The 19,706-nt window shown below is 69.5% G+C and carries 16 protein-coding genes; 11 read left to right on the top strand and 5 right to left on the bottom strand.

Annotation, left to right across the window (positions count from 1 at the left end):
* Positions 1 to 139: 139 nt before the first annotated feature.
* Entirely contained in the window at positions 140 to 1,489 is a 1,350-nt protein-coding gene (locus ACOJUJ_RS13515) for a glycine--tRNA ligase (RefSeq protein WP_420127412.1), read from the bottom strand.
* A gap of 305 nt (positions 1,490 to 1,794) precedes the next feature.
* Here ACOJUJ_RS13515 and ACOJUJ_RS13510 point away from each other — a divergent pair, with 305 nt between their 5' ends.
* The 6 genes from ACOJUJ_RS13510 to ACOJUJ_RS13485 all read left to right on the top strand — a co-directional run bounded on the left by ACOJUJ_RS13510 (position 1,795) and on the right by ACOJUJ_RS13485 (position 9,109).
* Entirely contained in the window at positions 1,795 to 2,106 is a 312-nt protein-coding gene (locus ACOJUJ_RS13510) for a hypothetical protein (protein WP_420127411.1), read from the top strand.
* Between the two features lie 92 nt (positions 2,107 to 2,198).
* Positions 2,199 to 4,400 carry a beta-propeller domain-containing protein gene (locus ACOJUJ_RS13505; protein ID WP_420127410.1) on the top strand — a complete coding sequence of 734 codons (2,202 nt, stop codon included), beginning with the start codon at positions 2,199 to 2,201 and terminating at the stop codon, positions 4,398 to 4,400.
* Positions 4,401 to 4,517: 117 nt separating this feature from the next.
* Positions 4,518 to 6,173 carry an FAD-binding dehydrogenase gene (locus ACOJUJ_RS13500; protein WP_420127409.1) on the top strand — a complete coding sequence of 552 codons (1,656 nt, stop codon included), beginning with the start codon at positions 4,518 to 4,520 and terminating at the stop codon, positions 6,171 to 6,173.
* Between the two features lie 473 nt (positions 6,174 to 6,646).
* On the top strand, positions 6,647 to 7,351 hold the full coding sequence (locus ACOJUJ_RS13495; protein ID WP_420127408.1) for a hypothetical protein: 705 nt from the start codon (positions 6,647 to 6,649) through the stop codon (positions 7,349 to 7,351).
* An 81-nt stretch (positions 7,352 to 7,432) separates the two neighbouring features.
* Positions 7,433 to 7,702, top strand: coding sequence for a hypothetical protein (locus ACOJUJ_RS13490; protein WP_420127407.1), 270 nt, complete (start codon positions 7,433 to 7,435; stop codon positions 7,700 to 7,702).
* A gap of 357 nt (positions 7,703 to 8,059) precedes the next feature.
* Complete coding sequence (locus tag ACOJUJ_RS13485; RefSeq protein ID WP_420127406.1) at positions 8,060 to 9,109, top strand: hypothetical protein; 1,050 nt, start codon at positions 8,060 to 8,062, stop codon at positions 9,107 to 9,109.
* 114 nt (positions 9,110 to 9,223) lie between these two features.
* On the opposite strand, the gene ACOJUJ_RS13480 is transcribed toward ACOJUJ_RS13485, so the two are convergent.
* Positions 9,224 to 10,315 carry a TolB family protein gene (locus ACOJUJ_RS13480; protein WP_420127405.1) on the bottom strand — a complete coding sequence of 364 codons (1,092 nt, stop codon included), beginning with the start codon at positions 10,313 to 10,315 and terminating at the stop codon, positions 9,224 to 9,226.
* Between the two features lie 230 nt (positions 10,316 to 10,545).
* Here ACOJUJ_RS13480 and ACOJUJ_RS13475 point away from each other — a divergent pair, with 230 nt between their 5' ends.
* From ACOJUJ_RS13475 to ACOJUJ_RS13465, 3 genes are all read left to right on the top strand, one after another.
* Positions 10,546 to 11,751, top strand: a complete 1,206-nt coding sequence (locus tag ACOJUJ_RS13475) for an ATP-grasp domain-containing protein (protein WP_420127404.1) — start codon at positions 10,546 to 10,548, stop codon at positions 11,749 to 11,751.
* 280 nt (positions 11,752 to 12,031) lie between these two features.
* Positions 12,032 to 12,397, top strand: coding sequence for an endonuclease domain-containing protein (locus ACOJUJ_RS13470; RefSeq protein WP_420127403.1), 366 nt, complete (start codon positions 12,032 to 12,034; stop codon positions 12,395 to 12,397).
* Positions 12,398 to 12,799: 402 nt separating this feature from the next.
* Positions 12,800 to 14,290, top strand: coding sequence for a serine hydrolase domain-containing protein (locus ACOJUJ_RS13465; protein WP_420127402.1), 1,491 nt, complete (start codon positions 12,800 to 12,802; stop codon positions 14,288 to 14,290).
* Between the two features lie 197 nt (positions 14,291 to 14,487).
* On the opposite strand, the gene ACOJUJ_RS13460 is transcribed toward ACOJUJ_RS13465, so the two are convergent.
* Positions 14,488 to 15,837, bottom strand: a complete 1,350-nt coding sequence (locus tag ACOJUJ_RS13460; protein ID WP_420127401.1) for a M20/M25/M40 family metallo-hydrolase — start codon at positions 15,835 to 15,837, stop codon at positions 14,488 to 14,490.
* 362 nt (positions 15,838 to 16,199) lie between these two features.
* Here ACOJUJ_RS13460 and ACOJUJ_RS13455 point away from each other — a divergent pair, with 362 nt between their 5' ends.
* Positions 16,200 to 16,676 (top strand): DinB family protein, encoded by a 477-nt coding sequence (locus ACOJUJ_RS13455; RefSeq protein WP_420127400.1) that lies wholly within the window; start codon positions 16,200 to 16,202, stop codon positions 16,674 to 16,676.
* Positions 16,667 to 17,788, top strand: coding sequence for a DNA glycosylase AlkZ-like family protein (locus tag ACOJUJ_RS13450; protein WP_420127399.1), 1,122 nt, complete (start codon positions 16,667 to 16,669; stop codon positions 17,786 to 17,788). The genes ACOJUJ_RS13455 and ACOJUJ_RS13450 overlap by 10 nt, the downstream gene beginning before the upstream one ends.
* Positions 17,789 to 17,970: 182 nt before the next feature.
* On the opposite strand, the gene ACOJUJ_RS13445 is transcribed toward ACOJUJ_RS13450, so the two are convergent.
* Together ACOJUJ_RS13445 and ACOJUJ_RS13440 are read right to left on the bottom strand one after the other, a co-directional pair.
* Positions 17,971 to 18,228 (bottom strand): antitoxin Xre/MbcA/ParS toxin-binding domain-containing protein, encoded by a 258-nt coding sequence (locus ACOJUJ_RS13445; RefSeq protein ID WP_420127398.1) that lies wholly within the window; start codon positions 18,226 to 18,228, stop codon positions 17,971 to 17,973.
* Between the two features lie 286 nt (positions 18,229 to 18,514).
* A complete protein-coding gene (locus ACOJUJ_RS13440) occupies positions 18,515 to 19,660 on the bottom strand; it encodes a hypothetical protein (RefSeq protein WP_420127397.1) in 1,146 nt (381 codons plus the stop codon).
* Positions 19,661 to 19,706 lie beyond the last annotated feature (46 nt).

Raw genomic sequence — 19,706 nt, 5'->3', positions numbered from 1 at the left:
CGGTCACGGGGTATCCGGGGCCGTGGCGTAATAAAAAGAAACACCGGGGGCCCGACCCCCCCGGCCCCCGCGTTCAGTTCCGTACCTTCGTACTTTCGTACCTTCGTACCTTCGTACCCTCGTACTTTCGTACCGCCGTCTACCGAAGCCGCTCGCCCAGCCAGTTCACGATCTCGTCCTGCGACAGACGCGTCTGCTCCATGGTGTCGCGGTCGCGGATGGTGACGGTGCCCTGCTCCATCGTTTCGCCGTCGACGGTGATGCAGAAGGGGGTGCCGGCCTCGTCCTGGCGGCGGTAGCGGCGGCCGATGGCGCCGGCTTCGTCGTAGAAGCTGGGGATGCCGCGGCGGCGCAGGTCGTCGTGAATCTGCGTGGCGCGCTCGGGCATGCCGTCCTTTTTGACCAGCGGAAACACGCCGCACTTCATGGGTGCCAGCGAGGGCTTGATGGCCAGCACGATGCGCGTCTCGCCCTCCACCTCCTCCTCGCGGTAGGCGTTGGCCAGCACGGCCAGCGTGGCGCGGTCGGCGCCCACCGAGGTTTCGATGATGTACGGGATGTAGCGCTTGCCCGCGGCGGGGTCGATGTACTCCAGCCGCTTGCCGCTGAACTCCTGGTGGCGCTTCAGGTCAAAGTCGGTGCGGTTGTGGATCCCCTCGATCTCGCCCCACCCCTCGTCGCCGATGGTGCCGCCGAAGAAGAACTCCACGTCGCCCGCGGCGCTGGCGTAGTGCGCCAGCTTTTCGTGCGGGTGGTAGCGCAGCCGGTCCGGCGACAGCCCCAGCACGTCGGTGTGCCACTTGAACCGCCGCTCGCGCCACTCCTCGAAGTAGCCCTCGTCGGTGCCGGGCTCCACGAAGAACTGCATCTCCATCTGCTCGAACTCACGCGTGCGGAACGTAAAGTTGCCGGGCGTGATCTCGTTGCGGAACGCCTTGCCGATCTGCGCGATGCCAAAGGGCACGCGCTGGCGGGCGCTCTGCTGCACGTTGAGAAAGTTGACGTAGATGCCCTGCGCCGTCTCAGGCCGCAGGTACACCACGTTCGCGGAGTCCTCGGCGGGCCCCATGAACGTCTTGAACATCAGGTTGAAGTTGCGCGGCTCCGTCCACTCGCCGCGCTTGCCGCAGCTGGGGCACTGCGCGCTCTCCAGCTCCTTGGACCCCGTCTCGGAGAGCAGCGTGTCCACGCGAAAGCGGCGGTGGCAGTTGCGGCACTCCACCAGCGGGTCGGTGAACTCGGCGATGTGGCCGCTGGCCTCCCACACCCTGGGGTGCATCAGGATGGCGGCGTCCAGCCCCTCGATGTCGTCGCGCTCGTGCACCATGGCGCGCCACCAGGCGTCCTTGACGTTGCGCTTGAGTTCCACGCCCAGCGGGCCGTAGTCCCACACGCTGCCGGTGCCGCCGTAGATCTCGGACGATTGAAAGACGTATCCCCTGCGCTTGCTCAGGGAGACGAGCTTGTCCATCAGGTCGTTGTCCGCCATGCCGTGCTTAGCCGATTTCGCGAGTAGGTCGTGCGCCAAGGGGGCTGAAAGAGCGGGGATGATAACCGGCGGCGCCCGGCACCGCAAATGCGCGCACCGCACGTTTTCGCTGGGAAAATCGCCCGGAGGCAGGCCAAACTCCCGTGTTCGCCGGGGAGCCGCAGGCGCCGCTGCGGATCTTGCGCGTACGAGGGAGCGTGATCCCGACGGACGTGGGCCGCGTGAGAACTCCGCACCGCGATGCAGGCGTGACACAGACGAACCAGGGTCTCCACCCGCGACCCGTGCGAGGCCGGACGCTCGCGATGCTGCTGGCCGCCGCGCTCGCTCTTACGTGCCTGTCGGCGGCGTACCAGCGCACGGGGCCGCGGCGCGTGGTGTCGGGCGAAGGTTTCTGCGATACGCCCGCTCCGTGCACGGTCCCCGCGCTGGCGGCGGGCTTTCCCCTTCCCTTTGTGATCGACAATCCGCAGATCTCCGTTCCGAACGCCATCGGGATCGGCGAGGACGATTTTCGCGCGGATGCGTTCGCGATCGACGTGCTTATCTACTTCACGTTCGGCTTTCTGGTGCTTTGGATGATGCGGCGACGGAGACGGACGAACGCGCCGGTATAGCGCCCGGTTCGCGCATCCTGTCCGCGTCCGGCGGGCGAGTGCGTTGTTGGTGGAAGGCTCCCGATCCAGCCCGTCCGCCGCCCGGAGCGTCCATGATCCCTCGCATCGTTCTTTCGCTGCTGGCCGCGCTCGTCCTCGCAAGTCCGGCAGCGGCCCAGTCCGGCGGCGCGCCCGGCGGATCGCTCCCCGCGTTCCGCACCGATCGCGAGCTCGTGCGCTTTCTGCGTAGCCTGGAGCGGCCCGAAACGCCCAGACCGCCTCCCGCGGCCCCTGCGCCTGCCGCGACCGCCACCCTTCCGCAGCCCGCGTGCACCGCGCCCGCCGACACCTCCCCGCGCCCCCCGCTGCGGAACCTGTCCGGGGAGAACGTGGCGGAGATCACGGGGCGCGTGACCGACGCCCGCGGCTGTCCGGAGGTCGCCGTGCTGATCCGCATCGCGTCGCTGAACGTTGGCGCCGCCACCGGCGCGGACGGCACGTACCGGCTGCTCATCCCCGCCGCGCGCCTCCACGCGGGAGAGCCGGTGCAGATCGCGGCCACGCGCCCGGGGCTGGGACCGGTAACCCGCTCCATTACCCTCGCGCCGGGGACGCGGCTTACGCACGACTTTCGGGTATTGCCGCAGATCGTTCTTCTGGAAGACGTAGTCATCACGGGGACGGCCGGAGCGGCATCCATCACCAACAACCAGCACGACGGGGTGGATGAAGGCGCCATCGTAAAGCTGCACGGCGACTACCTGGTGATCCTGCGCCGGGGCCGCCTGTTCACGGTCGATGTGGGCGGCAACTCGCTGCGCCCCGTTTCGATGGTGAACGCGTTTGGCGACGACGGCGACCCGGACGCGTGGTACGACGAGATGCTGGTGAGCGGCGACCAGGTGGTGGTGATCGGCTACAGCTACGACCGCGGGGGGACGGAGGTGGGGCTGTTCCGCATCGACCGGCAGGGCGGGCTGCACTACCGCGAGACGTACCATTTGCGCAGCAACGACTACTATTCGTCGCGCAACTACGCCAGCCGGCTCATCGGCACGCGGCTGATCCTGTACGCCCCCGTCCCCGCCGACGCGTACGACGACCCGCCCAACGAGTGGATGCCGGCCATGCGCCGCTGGCACAAGGACGCCGAGGACGAGGACTTCCGGCGCATCGTGCGGCCCGGCCGCGTGTACGGCCCCGGACGCGCGCTGCACGACGACGACTACCCGGTGATGCACACCGTGACCAGCTGCGAGCTGGGCCGCGAGCCGATGGCGTGCGACGCCACGGCCGTGCTGGGGCCGTGGGGCCGCGTGTTCTACGTTTCGCCCACGTCGGTCTACGTGTGGACCAGCGACTGGACAAAGAACCTGCGCCGCGCGCCGTCCACCGTCTACCGCATTCCCCTGGACGGCTCGCCCCCCTCGGCGCTGGGCGTGGAGGGGAGCCCGCTGGACCAGATGTCGTTCCTGGAAAGCGGCGACGGGCACCTGAACGTGCTGGTGCGCTCCGAAGGCCGCGGCGACGGGATGTGGAACGCGGAAAGGGACGGCGGCCAGGTGGCGCTGCTGCGCGTCCCCCTGCGCCGCTTTGGCGACGGGCGTGGCTCCGCACCCGCACACGCCTACCGCGCACTCCCGATGCCGGGGGGAGACCGGTACCGGCTGAGCAACCGCTTCGTGGGCCGGCACCTGCTGTACGGCGCGGCGCTCGACCGGAACCGCACCCGTTCCGGAGTGGCCTACGCGGTGCGGTGGGCGGACGGGCGGCTGGCGCAGATCCCCATCCCCCACGGCGTGGACCGCGTCGAGGTGATGGGCGGCGATGCCGTGGTGGTGGGCACGGACTCCACCGACCTGCACTTCACCGGCATCCGCCTGGGCCGGGAGCCGCGGGCGGCGCAACGGTACGTGCACCCGCGCGCGCAGCAGGGCGAGGACCGCAGCCACGGCTTCTTCTACCGCGCCGACGCGCCGGACCAGGGCGTCATCGGCCTTCCCATCACTGGCCCCGGCGAGGCTGCCTACTCGCACCTGACCGAGGAATCAGCCTCCGTCCTGTTCGTAGAGAACCGCGACGCGGCGTTCCGCCCGCTGGGCCAGCTGGCGGCGCGGCCGGAAGACGCGGAGGACGACCATTGCATCGCCAGCTGCGTGGACTGGTACGGCAACAGCCGCCCCATCTTTCTGCGCGGCCGCATCCTGGCGCTGCTGGGCTACGAGATCGTGGAAGGCGCGGTGACCGACGGCCGCATCCGCGAGGTACGGCGAGCCGGCTTCGCGCCGCCGGCGGCGGTGGCCGCGAAGAACTGACGGCCGCATGCGCAAACAGTGTGGCGCGGGCGGGGCCGCGGCGTATCTTGGATGCGCCGCGGCCCGGCTGCGTTCGGCCGCCTCACTCTCCCCCCGTCGCGACTTCAGCCGGAGACCATGACCCACGACGCGGACGTCATCATCGTAGGCGCGGGCCTGGCGGGCCTGGTAGCCGCGGCGGAGCTCGCCGACGCGGGCAAGCGTGTGATCGTGCTGGAGCAGGAGCCGCCGCAATCGCTGGGCGGGCAGGCGTTCTGGTCGTTCGGCGGCCTGTTCCTGGTGGATTCACCGGAGCAGCGGCGGATGGGGATCAAGGACTCGCGCGACCTGGCCCTTACCGACTGGATGGGAACGGCCGGCTTCGACCGCGACGAGGACGTGTGGCCCAGGCGCTGGGCCGAGGCGTACGTGGACTTTGCCGCGGGGGAAAAGCGCGCCTGGCTGTACGAGCGCGGCATCCGCTGGTTTCCCGTGGTGGGCTGGGCGGAGCGGGGCGGATACGGCGCCATCGGCCACGGCAACTCCGTTCCCCGCTTCCACGTCACCTGGGGGACGGGGCCGGCGGTGGTGGAGCCGTTTATCCAGCGCGTGCGCCAGGCGGAGAAGGACGGTCTCGTTCAACTCCGCTTCCGCCACCGCGTGGACGGATTGAGCGTGACGGACGGCGCGGTGGACGGCGTGCACGGCGCGGTGCTGGACCCGTGCGACGAGGCGCGCGGCCGGCCGTCCACGCGCAACGTCGCCGGCGACTTTGCGCTGCGGGCGCAGGCGGTGATCGTCACGTCGGGCGGCATCGGCGGCAACCACGACCTGGTGCGGCGCAACTGGCCCAGGCGAATGGGCGAGCCGCCGAAGCGGATGATCAGCGGCGTTCCCGCGCACGTGGATGGGCGCATGCTGGAGATCAGCCGGGCGGCGGGGGGCACCATCATCAACCCCGACCGCATGTGGCACTACACGGAGGGGATTCAGAACTGGGATCCGCTCTGGCCCATGCACGGCATCCGCATCCTTCCCGGCCCGTCGTCGCTGTGGTTTGACGCGCTGGGGCGGCGGCTGCCTCCGCCGCTCTTTCCCGGCTTCGACACGCTGGGCACGCTGGAGCACATCGCCAAGACCGGGTACGACTACACCTGGTTCGTGCTCACGCAGAAGATCATCGAAAAGGAGTTCGCCCTCAGCGGCAGCGAGCAGAACCCCGACCTGACCGGCAAGAGCGTAAAGAAGGTGCTCAGCCGCGTGCTTCCCGGCGCGCCGCCGCCGGTGGAGGCGTTCAAGCAGAAGGGCGCAGACTTCGTGGTCGCCCGTTCGCTGCCGGAGCTGGTGCGGGGGATGAACGCGCTGACGGACGAGCCGCGCATCGACTTCGCTGAGCTGCAGGCGCAGATCGTGGCGCGCGACCGGCAGCTGGACAACGAGTTTGGCAAAGATGCGCAGATCACGGCCATGCGAGGCGCACGCGCCTACCGCGGCGACCGGCTGATCCGCGTCGCCAAGCTGCACCCCATCCTGGACCCCGCGGCCGGCCCGCTGATCGCCGTCCGGCTCAGCATCCTGACCCGCAAGACGCTGGGTGGCCTGCAGACGGACCTCAGCGCCCGCGTGCTGCGCGAGGACGGCCTGCCGCTCCCCGGCCTCTATGCCGCCGGCGAGGTGGCCGGCTTCGGCGGCGGGGGGATGCACGGATACCGCGCGCTGGAAGGCACCTTTCTGGGCGGCTGCATCTTTTCCGGCCGGACGGCCGGGCGCGCGGCGGCGGCGGTGGTCGGCTGAGGGAGTGGGCGGGGGAGGTTCGAGGCGCTTCGAAGGGCATCGAACTGGCGCCGGACGGGAGTGCCCCTCCCCCGGCCCCTCCCCGTTCGTGCCTCACGGAGAGGGGAGAATGTAGCCGCTGGGTTTCAGGTTCGGCGAAGGGCATCGAACAGGCTTCCGCCGGCGCCCCCCCTCTCCCGGCCTCTCCCCCCCGAACTGCAGGGGGGAGAGGAGATCTTCGATCCCGCTGCGACAGGCTCTCGGGCGCAGTCAACCTCCCCCGGCAGTTTCGGGGGAGGTGGGCCGGTGGTGCCGGCCCGGAGGGGCCCTGCGCGGAGCCGTCCGAAGCGCCCAAGTCTCAGCCCTACCCAAACCTCCCCCAGGGTTTTTTGGGGGAGGTGGGCGAGTGGTGCTCGCCCGGAGGGGGCGCCGGGGGTCGCGCCGGACCATCCGCCTCCGCATCCCAACATCATCCCGCCTTCATCATCCCGCCCATGACCCCGCCCCGCTATCGCTCCGTCGCCGTCCACTGGCCGCGCCTGCTCGCCGGATGCGCGGTGATGACGGGGCTGCTGATCCTGGCCATGGAATGGGAACCGCTGGCGCGCATCGCCCGTCCGGTGATGGATTCGTCCGTGCTCACCCTGCTCGCGATCGCGCTCCTGTTCGCGGCGGTGATCGGGTTCGGGCGGCCATGGGCGGAGTACGAGCTGTCGGATCACGGCATCGTGCGGCGCGAGGGGGTGATCTACTCGCTCTTTCGCACCGCGCACGCGCTGCCGTGGGAGGCGGTGGAGAGCGCCGCCGTGCTTGAGGAGATGGATGGCACGCGATCGTTCACCATCCGCACCCACCACGGCGTGGAGTGGAAGGTGTGGGAGAAGTTCGGAACCGCGGACGGCTTCGACGCGTTCCGCCACGCGGTCGCGCGGCGTCTGGAGGCGCGGCCGCGCACGCCCGGCGCCCCGCCGCCCGTGCAGGTGCGCTCCGTGTGGGACGGCGCGGCCGCGCGCATCGTCGTCGGCGCGCTGGCGGTGGGATGGCTGGTGCTCGCGGTGCTGACGGCGACCGGCCCCACCGCCGGCCGCGGCGCGCGCGTGCCAAAGCTGCTGGGGATGGCGCTGATCCTGGTGCCGATGCTGTGGCGGGCGTTCATGCACCGCCGTGGCACATTCCCAGCAGGCCAACCGCTCAGGTGAGTTGCTCGTCCACTCCGTCCATCCAGACACCTGGCCCGTTCAGATGTCCCCCACCAGAACCTCGAAAAGCGGGGCAATGTGATGCGCAACCTGAATCATGAACGGCCCGACCATCGACGCCGCGCGATTCGTCGCGCCGGCCGCAATCCGATCAAGCACCTGAACCTTGCGCCCGAGTTGCTGCGTCTTGAAAACGCCGATCCGGATCCGTCCGTTCGTGATGCGGCCAGGAAGGTGCTGGACTCCTGGGCAGCAAACAAGACGATTGCAACGTCCGGGTTGCTTCGGTCTTCGTCCATCCGGCAAGCCTTTATTCGCATCCAGGGCCGAAACACGGCGGGCAGGCCCTGAGAGTGTGTTTAAGAATCTGATCTTCAGACAACGCAACATTTGATTTCCTGAGGGAGCGCGCCTCCTCAACTTGAATCCACTCAACCGCTTACGCGCGACCGAAGGATCTCGTCTCGGCGACCGCGAGGCAGGCCCGGCGGCACAGGTCCAGCCCCCAGGTGCTGCCAGCGAGATCCTTCGGTCGGCGCTAAGTGTCTTTGTGGCAGCAGGTTCGGAGCGGCGCCTCCCTCAGGAAATCAAGCCCTTGGTCGATTCTTAAACACACTCTGAGCATCATTCCGGTCAATGCCATCGCTGAGGATCCGCGCTATTCTTGCAGAGGCACAGCGAGTCCTGCATACCCACACCCCCCGCGCCATGACTGACATGCGACTGCGCGCCATCACCATCCCTCTGCTCGTCGTCCTCGCGGGATGCGCGGCGCCCGCGGCCGGACCCACGCCCGCCGCTCCGCGCCCGCTGGGGGCGGACGCGGGGCCGCCGGCGCTGGAGGCGATCACGAAGGCGGAGCTGCGGCGCGACCTGTTCGCGCTGGCGTCGGACGAAATGCGCGGGCGCGAGGCGGGCGAGCTGGACGAGATGCGCGCCTCCGCCTGGGTGGCGGAGCGAGCGCGCGAGGCGGGGCTGCTCCCCGCGGGCGACGACGGGACGTACTTCCAGTTCTTTCCCGTGCGCCGCGTGCGGACGGCGGGGCACAGCACCGTCAGTCTGGGCGGCGCGGCGCTGGCGCTGGGGCGCGACGTGGTGATCGCCTCGCCGACGGACGCGCGTGTGGACCTGCCCGTCGTCTTCGTGGGTGAGGGGCGCGAGGCGGAACTGGCGAACGTGGACCTGCACGGCAAGGCGGTGGCCGCCATCCTCACACCGCCCAACACGGTTCCCGCCGCGTGGGTGAGCCTGTGGGCGCGCCGCTACACGCAGGCGGCGCTGCGCGACCGCGCCGCGTTCCTCATCGGGCGCGGGGCCGCGGCGGTCATCCTGGTTTCCGACTCCGTGGCGGAAACGCAGTTCGAGGTGACGGGGAGCGCCATCCTGCGCGGCCGCTACACGCTGAACGACGGCACGGAGCAGCGTCCCGCCGCGCAGCCGCCGATCCTCTGGGTGCGCCGGTCGATGCTGGGCGCGGTGCGCGCGCCGGGGCAGCGGCTGGTGGCCGGCATCAGCACCGAGAGCTTCGTGTATCCCTCCGCCAACGTGGTGGCCGTGGCCCCGGGCGCGGACCCGGCGCTGCGCGGCGAGCACGTGCTGTTCAGCGGGCACCAGGACCACGACGGCGCGCGCGTCCCCGTGGGCGGCGACAGCATCTGGAACGGCGCGGACGACAACGCCACCGGCTGGCTGGCCGCCCAGGCCGACGCGCGCCCGCGGCTGGAGCCCGGCTTCCGCCTGGAGCGGCCTTGCACATGACCGGGTAGCCGGGGTCACTCACCGCGGCGGGCAGCGGGACGTGAAAAGCGGTGGGTGCCTGCGTGACATTCGCAGGCGCCCACCCTTTGTTTCGTACCGATGGCTCGGGCCGGATCACCGGGCCCAGACAGCACCGCTCTCCCAGAACGGACTGTTGGTGACGTTTACGGCACCGCTGCCGTCCGCGTTCATCACGTGCACATCGGGGACGGATCCGGGGAACGGCGCGGTGAAAACGAACAGGGTGAACGCGACCTTGTCACCCGAACGCGACCAGCCGTCGAAATTCCCTCTGCACGAGTCCATCAGCCGCCGCACGCCCGAGCCGTCCACGTTCACCACGTACGGCAGGGCCTCGTTGGAGCACTGCCAGGGTGCGGAGATCGGCACCGGGTTGTCCGACGCGAGAACCACGATCCGCTTACCATCGGGCGACCAGGGAGAGGAGCCCCGCGGCAGCCCCTGGCTCTTGCCCGGGAGGCTGAGCACGCGCGCCCCGGTGCCGTCGGAGTTCATCAGCGCCACCCGCGAAAATCCCTCTTCGTGAGTGATCGACACGACCCTAGAGCCATCGGGCGAAAAATGGGCTTCGAACAGCCGGATCTCGGTCTGCACGAAGCCGGTGCCGTCCGCGTTCACCAGGAAGTAGCGGTAGCCGTAGCCGCAGTAGCCGCGCGCGAACGCGATCCGGCCGCTCCCGACCCATCCAACCAGGACAATGTTGGTGGGCCCGCCCGTGCCGCACGATGAACCCACCTGCATGGCGGGCTCGGAAACCTTCACGGCGTCGCCGCCGTCCGCGCTCATCACGTGCACGTGGTCTCCCATCATGAACGCGATGTGCTTGCCGTCCGGGGACCAGCTGGGCGAGCCGGAAGATTCGGTGGTGATCTGCTCGAGGCCGCTGCCGTCGGTGTTCATCCGCCAGATGCGACCGTCGGTGCCCCCCCGGTTGCCGCTAAAGAGTACGCTGCGGCCGTCCGGTGACACGCTGACGCTGCTGTACCGCGCCAGGGCGCCCGTCAGGTTCCGCAGCCCCGTGCCGTCCGCATTCACGCGGTAGATGTCCGAGTCGTAAGGCGAGGCGTCGGCATGGCGCAGGAAGATGACTTTTTCCTGGGCCCGCTCTCCGGGTTCGAACAGGCCGTCGCAGGCGGTCAGCGAAAGGGCGGCAAGGAGTGCGGCGGCAAGGCGAGTGCGGTTCATTATCAGGGCGCGGGCGGGAGGGCGGGCGAAAGCTCACCGTGAGGCTTTCGGTGGGACCCCTGGATCACGAACGCCTAAACAGGGTGCCAGTGCTTCGTTTGTGACACCTGGACCGGACGCACCGCGCGCCCCGTACGGCGCCGGGCCTCTGGCGCAAAGACTGCACGGCGCCGCATCGTACCGCGCACCCGGAAGTGCATCCGTCCCACCCATCCAAGCCGAGCCAGCCCGTGACCGACCGCCAGCCCACCATCGTCTGCCTGACCAGCTTTCTCAAGGGGCAGGAGTTCATCCGCGAGTGCAAGCGGCAGGGGTGCCGCGTGCTGCTGATCACCGTCGACAAGCTGCGCGACGCCGACTGGCCGCGCGAAAGCATCGACGAGATGCTGTACATGCCGGACCTGTTCCAGCGCGAGGACGTGATCCACGGCATCAGCTGGCTGGCGCGCACCGAGCACGTCGACCGCATCGTGCCGCTGGACGAGTTCGATCTGGAGATGGCGTCGGCGCTGCGCGAGCACCTGCGCATCCCGGGGATGGGCGAGACCACCGTCCGCCACTACCGCGACAAGCTGGCGATGCGCATGCGGGCGCGGGAGCACGGCGTGCTGGTGCCCGAGTTTGTCCCCATCCTGCACCACGAGCCCATCCGCCGCTTTCTGGAGACGGTGCCGGCGCCGTGGGTGCTCAAGCCGCGCTTTTCGGCCAGCGCCATCGGCATCCACAAGCTCAGCGACCCCGAGCAGGTGTGGCGCACCATCGAGGAACTGGGCGACAAGCGCTCGTTCCACCTGCTGGAGCGCTTTGTCCCGGGCCGCGTGTACCACGTGGACTCGCTGGCGTGGAACCACGAGATCGTGTTCAGCGAGGCCAACGGCTACGTAAGCCCACCCTTCGAGGTGTACCACGGCGGCGGGATGTTCTGCACGCGCACCCTGCCCCGCGACGGCGAAGAGGCGCGGGCGCTGCGCGAGGCCGACCAGCAGGTGCTGGACGCCATGGGGATGCTGCGCGGCGCCATGCACACCGAGTTCATCCGCGCGGACGAGGACGGCCGCTTCTACTTTCTGGAGACGGCGGCGCGGGTGGGCGGCGCCAACATCGTGGAGATGGTGGAGGCGGCCACGGGGATCAACCTGTGGCGCGAGTGGGCGCGGCTGGAGGTGGCCGACGCCCGCGGCGAGCAGTACGCCCCGCCCCCGCGCCGGGATGACTACGCCGGGCTGCTGGTCTCTCTGGCCCGGCAGGAGTGGCCCGACACCTCGGCGTACAACGATCCCGAGGTGGTGTGGCGGATGACCAAGAAGCAGCACGTGGGGATGATCGTCGCCTCGCACAGCCCCGACCGAGTGGCGGAGCTGCTGGATTCGTATCTGCGCCGCGTGCGTGAGGATTTCTACGCGTCGCTTCCGCCGGCGGCGTCGGCGACGGACTGAGGCGGCGCGGCGGACGGGCCCTCTCCCCCGACCGGCCTTTTGCTCGTTCCTCGCAACGGCGGTCGACCCCTCCCCCAACTTCGGGGGAGGGGTTGGTGTCAGGCACGGTCTTTCTCGCTTCGGAGGGATCACGCAGCGGGTCAGGACGACGGGCGCGCTCCGGACGGGCCCTCTCCCCCGACCGACCTTTTGCTCGTTCCTCGCAACGGCGGTCGACCCCTCCCCCAACTTCGGGGGAGGGGTGGTGTCAGGCACGGTTTTTCTTGCTTCGGAGGGGTTCATGAACCGGGTCAGGAATACGACGCCCGAACTGGAACTGCGGGCGCTGCAGCTGCGGCAGGAGGCGACGCCGGCGGAGAAGCTACTCTGGGAGGCGCTGCGGGCCGGGCGGCTGGACGGGCACAAGTTCCGGCGGCAGCACCCGCTGGGCCGGTTCATCCTGGACTTTTACTGCGCCAAAAGCCGGCTCTGCGTCGAGGTGGACGGCGAGGTGCACGAGAAGCAGCGCATTCGCGACATGGCCCGCGACGCGACGCTGTTCTCGCACGGCATCGTCACGCGCCGCTTCACCAACGAGCAGGTGTTTCGCGACCTCCCCGGCGTACTGGACGCGATCCGCACCGCCGCTACCCGCCCCGGCTGGTAAGCAGCAACGCACCGACTTTGGCCCCACCACCACCCCTCCCCCGGTGTTGGGGGAGGGGTCGCCAGCCGTCGCGAGGAACGAGCGAAAGGCCTGGCGGGGGAGAGGGCCCGTCCGAAGCGCGCCGCCGTCACTCGCTCGGGCTCGTAACCGGCCGCCACGAGGACGAGCAGCGATGACCGCGCGAGAGGATTTGCCATCCGCGCCGCCTCCAGTCGCCGAGGCTAGTAACCACCCCTCCCCCGAAGTTGGGGGAGGGGTCGCCAGCCGTCGCGAGGAACGAGCGAAAGGCCTGGCGGGGGAGAGGGCCCGTCCGAAGCGCGGCGGCCCCTGACACCAACCTTCCCCCGCCCTCGTACATCAAATCGCCACCTGCACCGTACTTTCTCCACGAACATGAATCCCATGCGAAAAGCTCTTCTCCTTCTCCTCGCCGCGATCATGGCGGTCGCGCCGGCGGCGGCGCAGGACACCACGCTCGCCGCGCGCATCCGGCGCATCGAGAACGGACTTCTGCCGGCCGTCGTCGTGGCGGGGCGCACGGACCAGGGCGCGTCCCTCGCCGAACGGATGCGCGCCTTCAACACGCCGGCCGTCAGCATTGCCCTGATCAACAACGGGCGCATCGAATGGGCACGGGCGTACGGGACGCTCGAAGCCGGCGGAGCGGTGGCGGCGGATACGGCGACGCTCTTTCAGGCGGCGTCCATCAGCAAGCCCGTCGCCGTGCTGGGCGCGCTGCTGCTGTCGGAGCGCGGGCAGCTGTCGCTGGATGCGGACGTGAACACCGTGTTGCGCTCCTGGCAGGTGCCGGAGAACGCGTTCACCGCGCGGGAAAAGGTGACGCTGCGGCGCATTGCCAGCCACAGCGCGGGGCTCACGGTGCACGGCTTCCCCGGCTACGCGATGACGGCGGAGGTGCCCACGACCGCGCAGGTGCTGAACGGCCAGGCGCCCGCCAACACCGCCGCCGTGCGTGTGGACACGCTGCCCGGCTCGCTGATGCGCTACTCCGGCGGCGGGATCACGGTCATGCAGCTGATGATGGAAGAGGTGACGGGCCGCCCGTTCCGCGCGTTCATGCGCGAAACGGTGCTGCAGCCGCTGGGGATGATCCACTCCAGCTATGATTACAACGTGGCGCCGGAGCGGGCCGGGCGCGTGGCGCGGGCGCACCGTGGCGATGGAACGCCGGTGCCGGGCGGATGGCACCGGTACCCGGAGATGGCGGCCGCGGGGCTGTGGACCACGCCGTCGGACCTGGCGCGCTTCGGGGTGGCGGTGCTGCGCGCGCAGCAGGGCCAGGCGGCGGGCCCCATCTCCCCCGCCCTCGCGCGGCAGATGCTTACGCAGCAGAGCGGGGGTCCCGGCGGCGGCTTTGGCCTGGGATTGCAGGTGAACAACGTCGGCACGCCGGCGGAGCGGTTTGGGCACAGCGGCGCCAACGAGGGCTACCGCGCGCAGCTGGTCATCTTTCCCGGCACCGGCCAGGGCGTGGCGATGATGACCAGCGGGGACCAGGGCGGCGACCTGATGGTGGAGATCGGGCGGGCGCTGGCGCGGGAGTACGGGTGGCCCGCGTTTCAGGCGGTGGAGAAGACCGCCGTCGCCATGGACCCCGCGGCCCCGCGCGACGTCCCCGCGCGCTACGCGACGGTGTACGAGGGCGACACCATCACATACACGGTCCGCGCATCGAACGGATCGCTGACCGTGCAGGCGCCCAGCTGGGTGGAGCCGCGTGTGCTCTATCCCGCGTCCACCACGGAGATGCGCTTCTTTATCCGCGAATCCGGGCGGGAGTACACCTTTGACCGTGACGGGTCCGGCCGCGTGGTCCGCCTGCGCGTCACCGGCGGCGGCGGCCCGGAAATCATCGTCCCGCGCGTGGACTGAAAAGATCAAAAAGAAAAGCCTCACGCAGAGTTACCAGAGTAAGCAGAGTTGTTTCGTGGTGTCTCCTCGGAGGAACGCGCGAGGAAACGCCACGTAAAACTCTGCTAACTCTGGTAACTCTGCGTGAGGCCTTCTCTTTCGAGCACGGAGCGAAGGACAAGACTCCGTCGATGTTGTGCGAGGGCGTTCTTTCCGTCCTACGAGAGCGACCGGATCAGGCGGTACAGGAACTCCTGGCCCTCGTAGTAGGACTGGATGTTGATGCGCTCGTTGGGGGCGTGGACGCGTGCGTCATCCACGTCGATAAAGATGCCGCTGACGCCGTAAATGGGGATCCCCGCGGAGCGCAGGTACAGGCTGTCCGTCGCGCCGATCCCCATCACGGGAACCACGGGAACGCCCGGCCACATCTGCTCCGTGATCGATTCGACGGCCTGCATCACCTCGGGCGTGAGCGGCGACGGCGGGCTGGGTTTGCCGTTCACCACCTGCCGCACGGTGATGCGCTCGTCGGCGATCACCTCGTTCATCAGCCGCTCCATGTCGTCCGGCGACTCGCCGGGAAGCAGGCGGCAGTTGACGATGGCGCGCGCGGCGTGCGGGATGGTGTTGTTGCTCTGGCCGGCATCCACCCGCGTGGCCGCCCAGGTGTTGCGCGTCATCCCGTGGTACTGCGGCACCGCGGACAGCCGCGCGATGGCATCCGCGTCCGCCGTGCCGGCCAGCAGCGCGCGCATGTCGTCGGCCATCGGACCCGTGTCGATGCGCGACATCCGCTCAAAGAAGGCGCGCGCCACCTCGCCCAGCTGCACGGGAAACTCGTACGCGGCCACGCGGGACAGCGCGGCGGCCAGGTGGTAGATGGCGTTGTCGGCCGTGGGGAGGCTGCTGTGGCCGGCGGTGCCGTGGGCGGCCAGTTCCAGGTCAAGGTACACCTTTTCGCTGGCCTGCAGGTTGTTGCTCATGCGCCGCCCGCCCTTCATCCGCCCGAACCCGCCCTCGTTGATCCCCATCACCGCTTCGATCAGGTCGCGGCGCTCCTGCACCAGCCAGCGCGCGCCGTTGTGCTGTCCGCCCTCCTCGTCCGCCGTGAGCACCACGATCAGGTCGCGGTCGGGGACAATGCCCTCGCGGCGCATGCGGATCAGGTTGGCGGCCCAGAGGCTGGCCATCGCCTTCTGGTCGATGGTGCCGCGGCCGTAGTAGAAGCCGTCGCGCTCGTCGAACTGAAAGGGCGGCGTTTCCCACTCGGCGGGATCGGCCTCCACCACGTCCAGGTGGGCCAGCATCAGCAGCGGGCCGCGCGCGCCGGTGCCGCGCAGCCGCGCCACCAGGTTCATCTTGCGCGGATGCGGCCCGGCGAGCGTCAGGTCCTCGTCCGCGAACCCCGCCTGCCGCAGCCGCTGGGCGACGGCCTGGGCGGCCTCGGTCACGTCGCCGGACTGATCGGTGGTGTCGATCTCGACCAGTTCGCGAAAGATGTCGCGCGCCAGCTGCCGGTACTCGTCCGGCGAGGTGGGGGCGGCGGGCTCGATAAGGTTCTGCATCAGGATTCGTCGTCTGGAGTCGGCGCGCGGCGGATGATGACGCGCGAAGGTGCTGAACCTGCACCCGCGAAGCCGTTCCGTCCAGACGGGCGGCGCGCTAGGTTGGGGCGATTCGGCTCCGCGGGAAGATCAGGACGCTTCGAATGGCATCGAACTGCATCCGACGGCGCCCCCTCCCCGCCCCTCCCCCGCAAACTGCGCGGGGGAGGGAGGTGCTACGCACCTTCGGCCGGGATCGTATTCTCCTCTCCCCCATGTTGTTTATGGGGGAGAGGCCGGGAGAGGGGGGCGCCAGCCGGTCGCGCAGGCTTGTGTCGAAACGCTTCGAATCCATCCATCACCCGTATCCACCCCACCCGCCGATGACCGAGAACGACGCGCTACGGCAGCACCTGCTGCGCATGCTGGACTGGCAGGACGCGCACGCCACCTTCGATTCCGCGGTGGAAGGGGTGCCGTGGAACGTGCAGGGCGTGCGCCCCGCCGGGCTTCCGTACTCCGCGTGGGAGCTGCTGGAGCACCTGCGGTTCACGCAGTGGGACATCCTGGAGTTCTGCCGCAACCCCGCCTACCAGGAGCCCGACTGGCCCGCCGACTACTGGCCCGACTCCCCCACCCCGCCCGACGCGGACTCGTGGGACGAGAGCGTGGAGGCGTTCCGCGCCAACCGCGAGTCGCTCAAGGCGCTGGCGGCGGATCCCGGCATCGACCTGTTCGCGCAGATCCCGCACGGCAGCGGGCAGACGTACCTGCGCGAGCTGCTGCTGGTGGCGGACCACAACGCCTACCACGTGGGCCAGGTGGTGGCCGTCCGCAAGCTGCTGGGCGTGTGGAAGTGACCGCCGCGCCCGACCTGGAGCAGCTGCGGGCCTGGAGCTATCGCCGCCAGCTGCTCGCCGAGCCGGCGGACGACGCGATGGATGCGCTGCACGGCGTGGTGGCCGTCTACAGCAGCCATCCGTCGGCGCCGCTGTCGCTGCTGGCGCGCACCCGCGGCTTTGGCGCGGGGTGGCTGGGGGAGGCAGAGGCGCGGCGCCAGGTCGTGCGGCTCTCTGGCCCGCGCGGCTCCATCCACCTGATGCCGGTGGACACCGCGCCGCGCATCTTTGCCCCCGTGCGCCTGCCGCTGGACAAGTTCGCCGGCAACCTGGCGTACGCCAAGATCGAGCGCGCCGAATACGATGCGCTCAAGGCGAGAATGCCGGAGATCCTGCGCGAGCCGATGACGCCCGCGGAGGCGCAGGCGGCGTTCGGGATGGGCGCCAACCTCATGACGGCGCTGCGGGTGATGGCCTACGAGGGGCTGGTGCTGCGGCTGGGCGGCAGCCTGCGCACGGACGTGCTTCGCTACGTTTCGACGGAGGCATGGCTGGGCCATCCGCTGGACGAGCCGGACGCGGACGAGTCGCTGCGCTGGCTGGCGATGGAGTACCTGCGCGCGTTTGGCCCGGCGCGCGTAAAGGACGTGGCATGGTGGATCGGCGCCAGCCAGAAGCACGCGGCCGAGGCGCTGAAGGACGCGGATACGGTGGACGTGGGCGGCGGGATGCTGCTCCCCGCGAACCAGAAGGCCGCCTTCGCCTCCGTCCAGCCAATCGATCCGGATGCGATCGCCCTGCTCCCCAAGTGGGACGCGTATACCATGGGCTACGCCCCCGACGGCCGCCGCCGTTTCGTGGCGGACGAGCACCTGCCGTTCGCCTACAGCAAGGCGGGCACGGGCGGCGCCGGCGCCACCAGCGGCGACGGCAACCCGCTCCTGCTTCGCGGCGGCCGCGCCATCGCCGCCTGGTCACACAAGTTCGCCGGCCACAAGATGACGGTCGAAGTCACGCCCTTCGAACCGCGCGCCCTGGCCTCCCTCTCCCTCAACAGCCTGTTCGACGAGATCGGCCACTTGCTCGGCGCGAGATCGGTCACCGCCAAAATCGGAGAACCGGCGTTGATCTGATACCGATCTCCATCATTCGACGTGCACTCCGAGTTCTACTTCCGAGCTCACGCGGAGACGCGGAGGGTGCGGAGACGCGGAGAAAATCACGCTTCTCCGCACCTCCGCGTACTCCGCGTGAGATGCAGTTGTAGAGGCCAGAATGCACAGCGAATTAGCAGAAACGGTATGACTCCCACCCGTCAGATGTAGGGGTCGTGCTCCGTCGCATTCGCGAGTTGGAGAACTTCGGCCAGGTGGCCGTCGCGCAACGCCTGCATCGGGGTTCGTCCACCCAGTGCATGCTGCTCCGTGTGCAGCCAGTCCGGAATGACGTCAGGATCCAGAAAACTCTCCAGTTCCCGCGTCACCGTCTCCACATCCTGAGCAACACCATCCTCTACGCGAAACGCTTCCTCAGGCAAGGCGGCATCTCGCTCTGTCATGGCAATGCGATCCATCATTGCTCTCCTCCCGATCGAGTGGCACCGCGAACAACGAATATTCGCATCAATCCGCGAATCGCGGAAGATCAACTCCGTTTACTCCGTTGACTCCGTGTGAGGCATATCTGTAGAAGCCGGCCACGGGCAGGTCAGCGACTCCGCGCGCGGGCCGCGGATTTGCCTGGTGGTACGCAACCATATATAGACTCCCGGACGTGAGGAGGGTGCCGTGAGGCCCTGGACGAGAAAAAGGCGCGGAGGCCAGCTGGCCCCCGCGCCTTTTCGCTGCCCGGGCGCCGCGTTACCGGACGCCGGCGGCGCGGTTCACCCGCTCCCAGCGCTCGCGGCCCATGGGGCTGCCGTCGAACCACTGGTGGAATTGGGGCGACTGGAAGGCCAGCGAGGTTTCCCCCGACGACGGGTCCACCCGCAGCCACACCGTAAAGCCGGCCGCCGAATCCTCCCACACCATCTCGGCGAAGGCGGTGCCGGCCTTTACCTGCTCGCACAGGTCGCCGCCGCGCGGGTTGTGTGCCCCGCCGCGCGGCGTGACGCCCGGCATGCGCGCGGCCACGCGGTCACGGGCCCGGGCCCAGAACGCGTTGCAGGGCAGGTCCGGCACCGTCTGCCCGGTGGAGTGGATCACCCGCACCAGGCCGGCCGTCTCGTGCATGGTGAGCACCAGGCCGCCGCGGCCGCTGTCCGCGTAGACGTGGTCGGTCATGCCGGGACCCACGTTCTCCGTGTCCCGGCGGACGGGGTCGCCGTAGTAGCGCAGGATGTCCGCCCCCGGCGCGCCCAGCGGCAGGGTGGTGGGCAGCCGCGCCTGGGGGTTCCACACTTCGCGGCCGGATGCCGGGAGGGGCAGGTCCCGCATCAGAAAGAGCGTGGACGTCCCGATCGCGCCGGACGCCCGGTCTGACGCCGCGACGTCCGGACTCTGGTACACGTACGTCATCCGCCCGCTCGTGTGATCGATGTAGACCAGGGCGACCGCGCCGCTGGCGGGATCCTTCCACACGAAGCGCGCGTAGCCCTGTCTGGCGAGCACGGCTTGGCACAGGTTTCCGCCGCCGGGGTTGTGCACCTGCCCGTCCGGCGTAATGCCGGGCGCCAGGCGCCGCATGCGCTCCACAAATTGCTCGAATGCGCGCTGGCATTCCGCGTCCCCCGGGCTGGCCACCGACCTTGCGAGAAACGATTGAAAACCCGCACTGACGTGCATGCCAAGGATCCACTGCATCCCGTCGCGGTCCGGCATCCGCAAAAATTCCCATTCGGCCACCTTGTACTCCAGGATCGGGACCCCGCGCCAGTAGCGCTCCGCGGCATCGCGGGTGGCACCCCAGCGCAGGTCGTCGAGTCCGGTGATCACGGGTTGCGCGGACAGTGGCAGGGCGGCCAGCGCCAGGAGCACGGCGGCGGAAGCGAGCGGAATGCGTTTCATCGGTATGGAAGGCGGCGGGTGGGCATGGAAGGGGACAGTAACGTAG

The organism is Longimicrobium sp., from assembly GCF_048594345.1.
Taxonomy (GTDB): domain Bacteria; phylum Gemmatimonadota; class Gemmatimonadetes; order Longimicrobiales; family Longimicrobiaceae; genus Longimicrobium.
The sequence above is the reverse complement of the archived record's forward strand: the minus strand, read 5'-3'. Positions and strand labels throughout refer to the sequence as shown.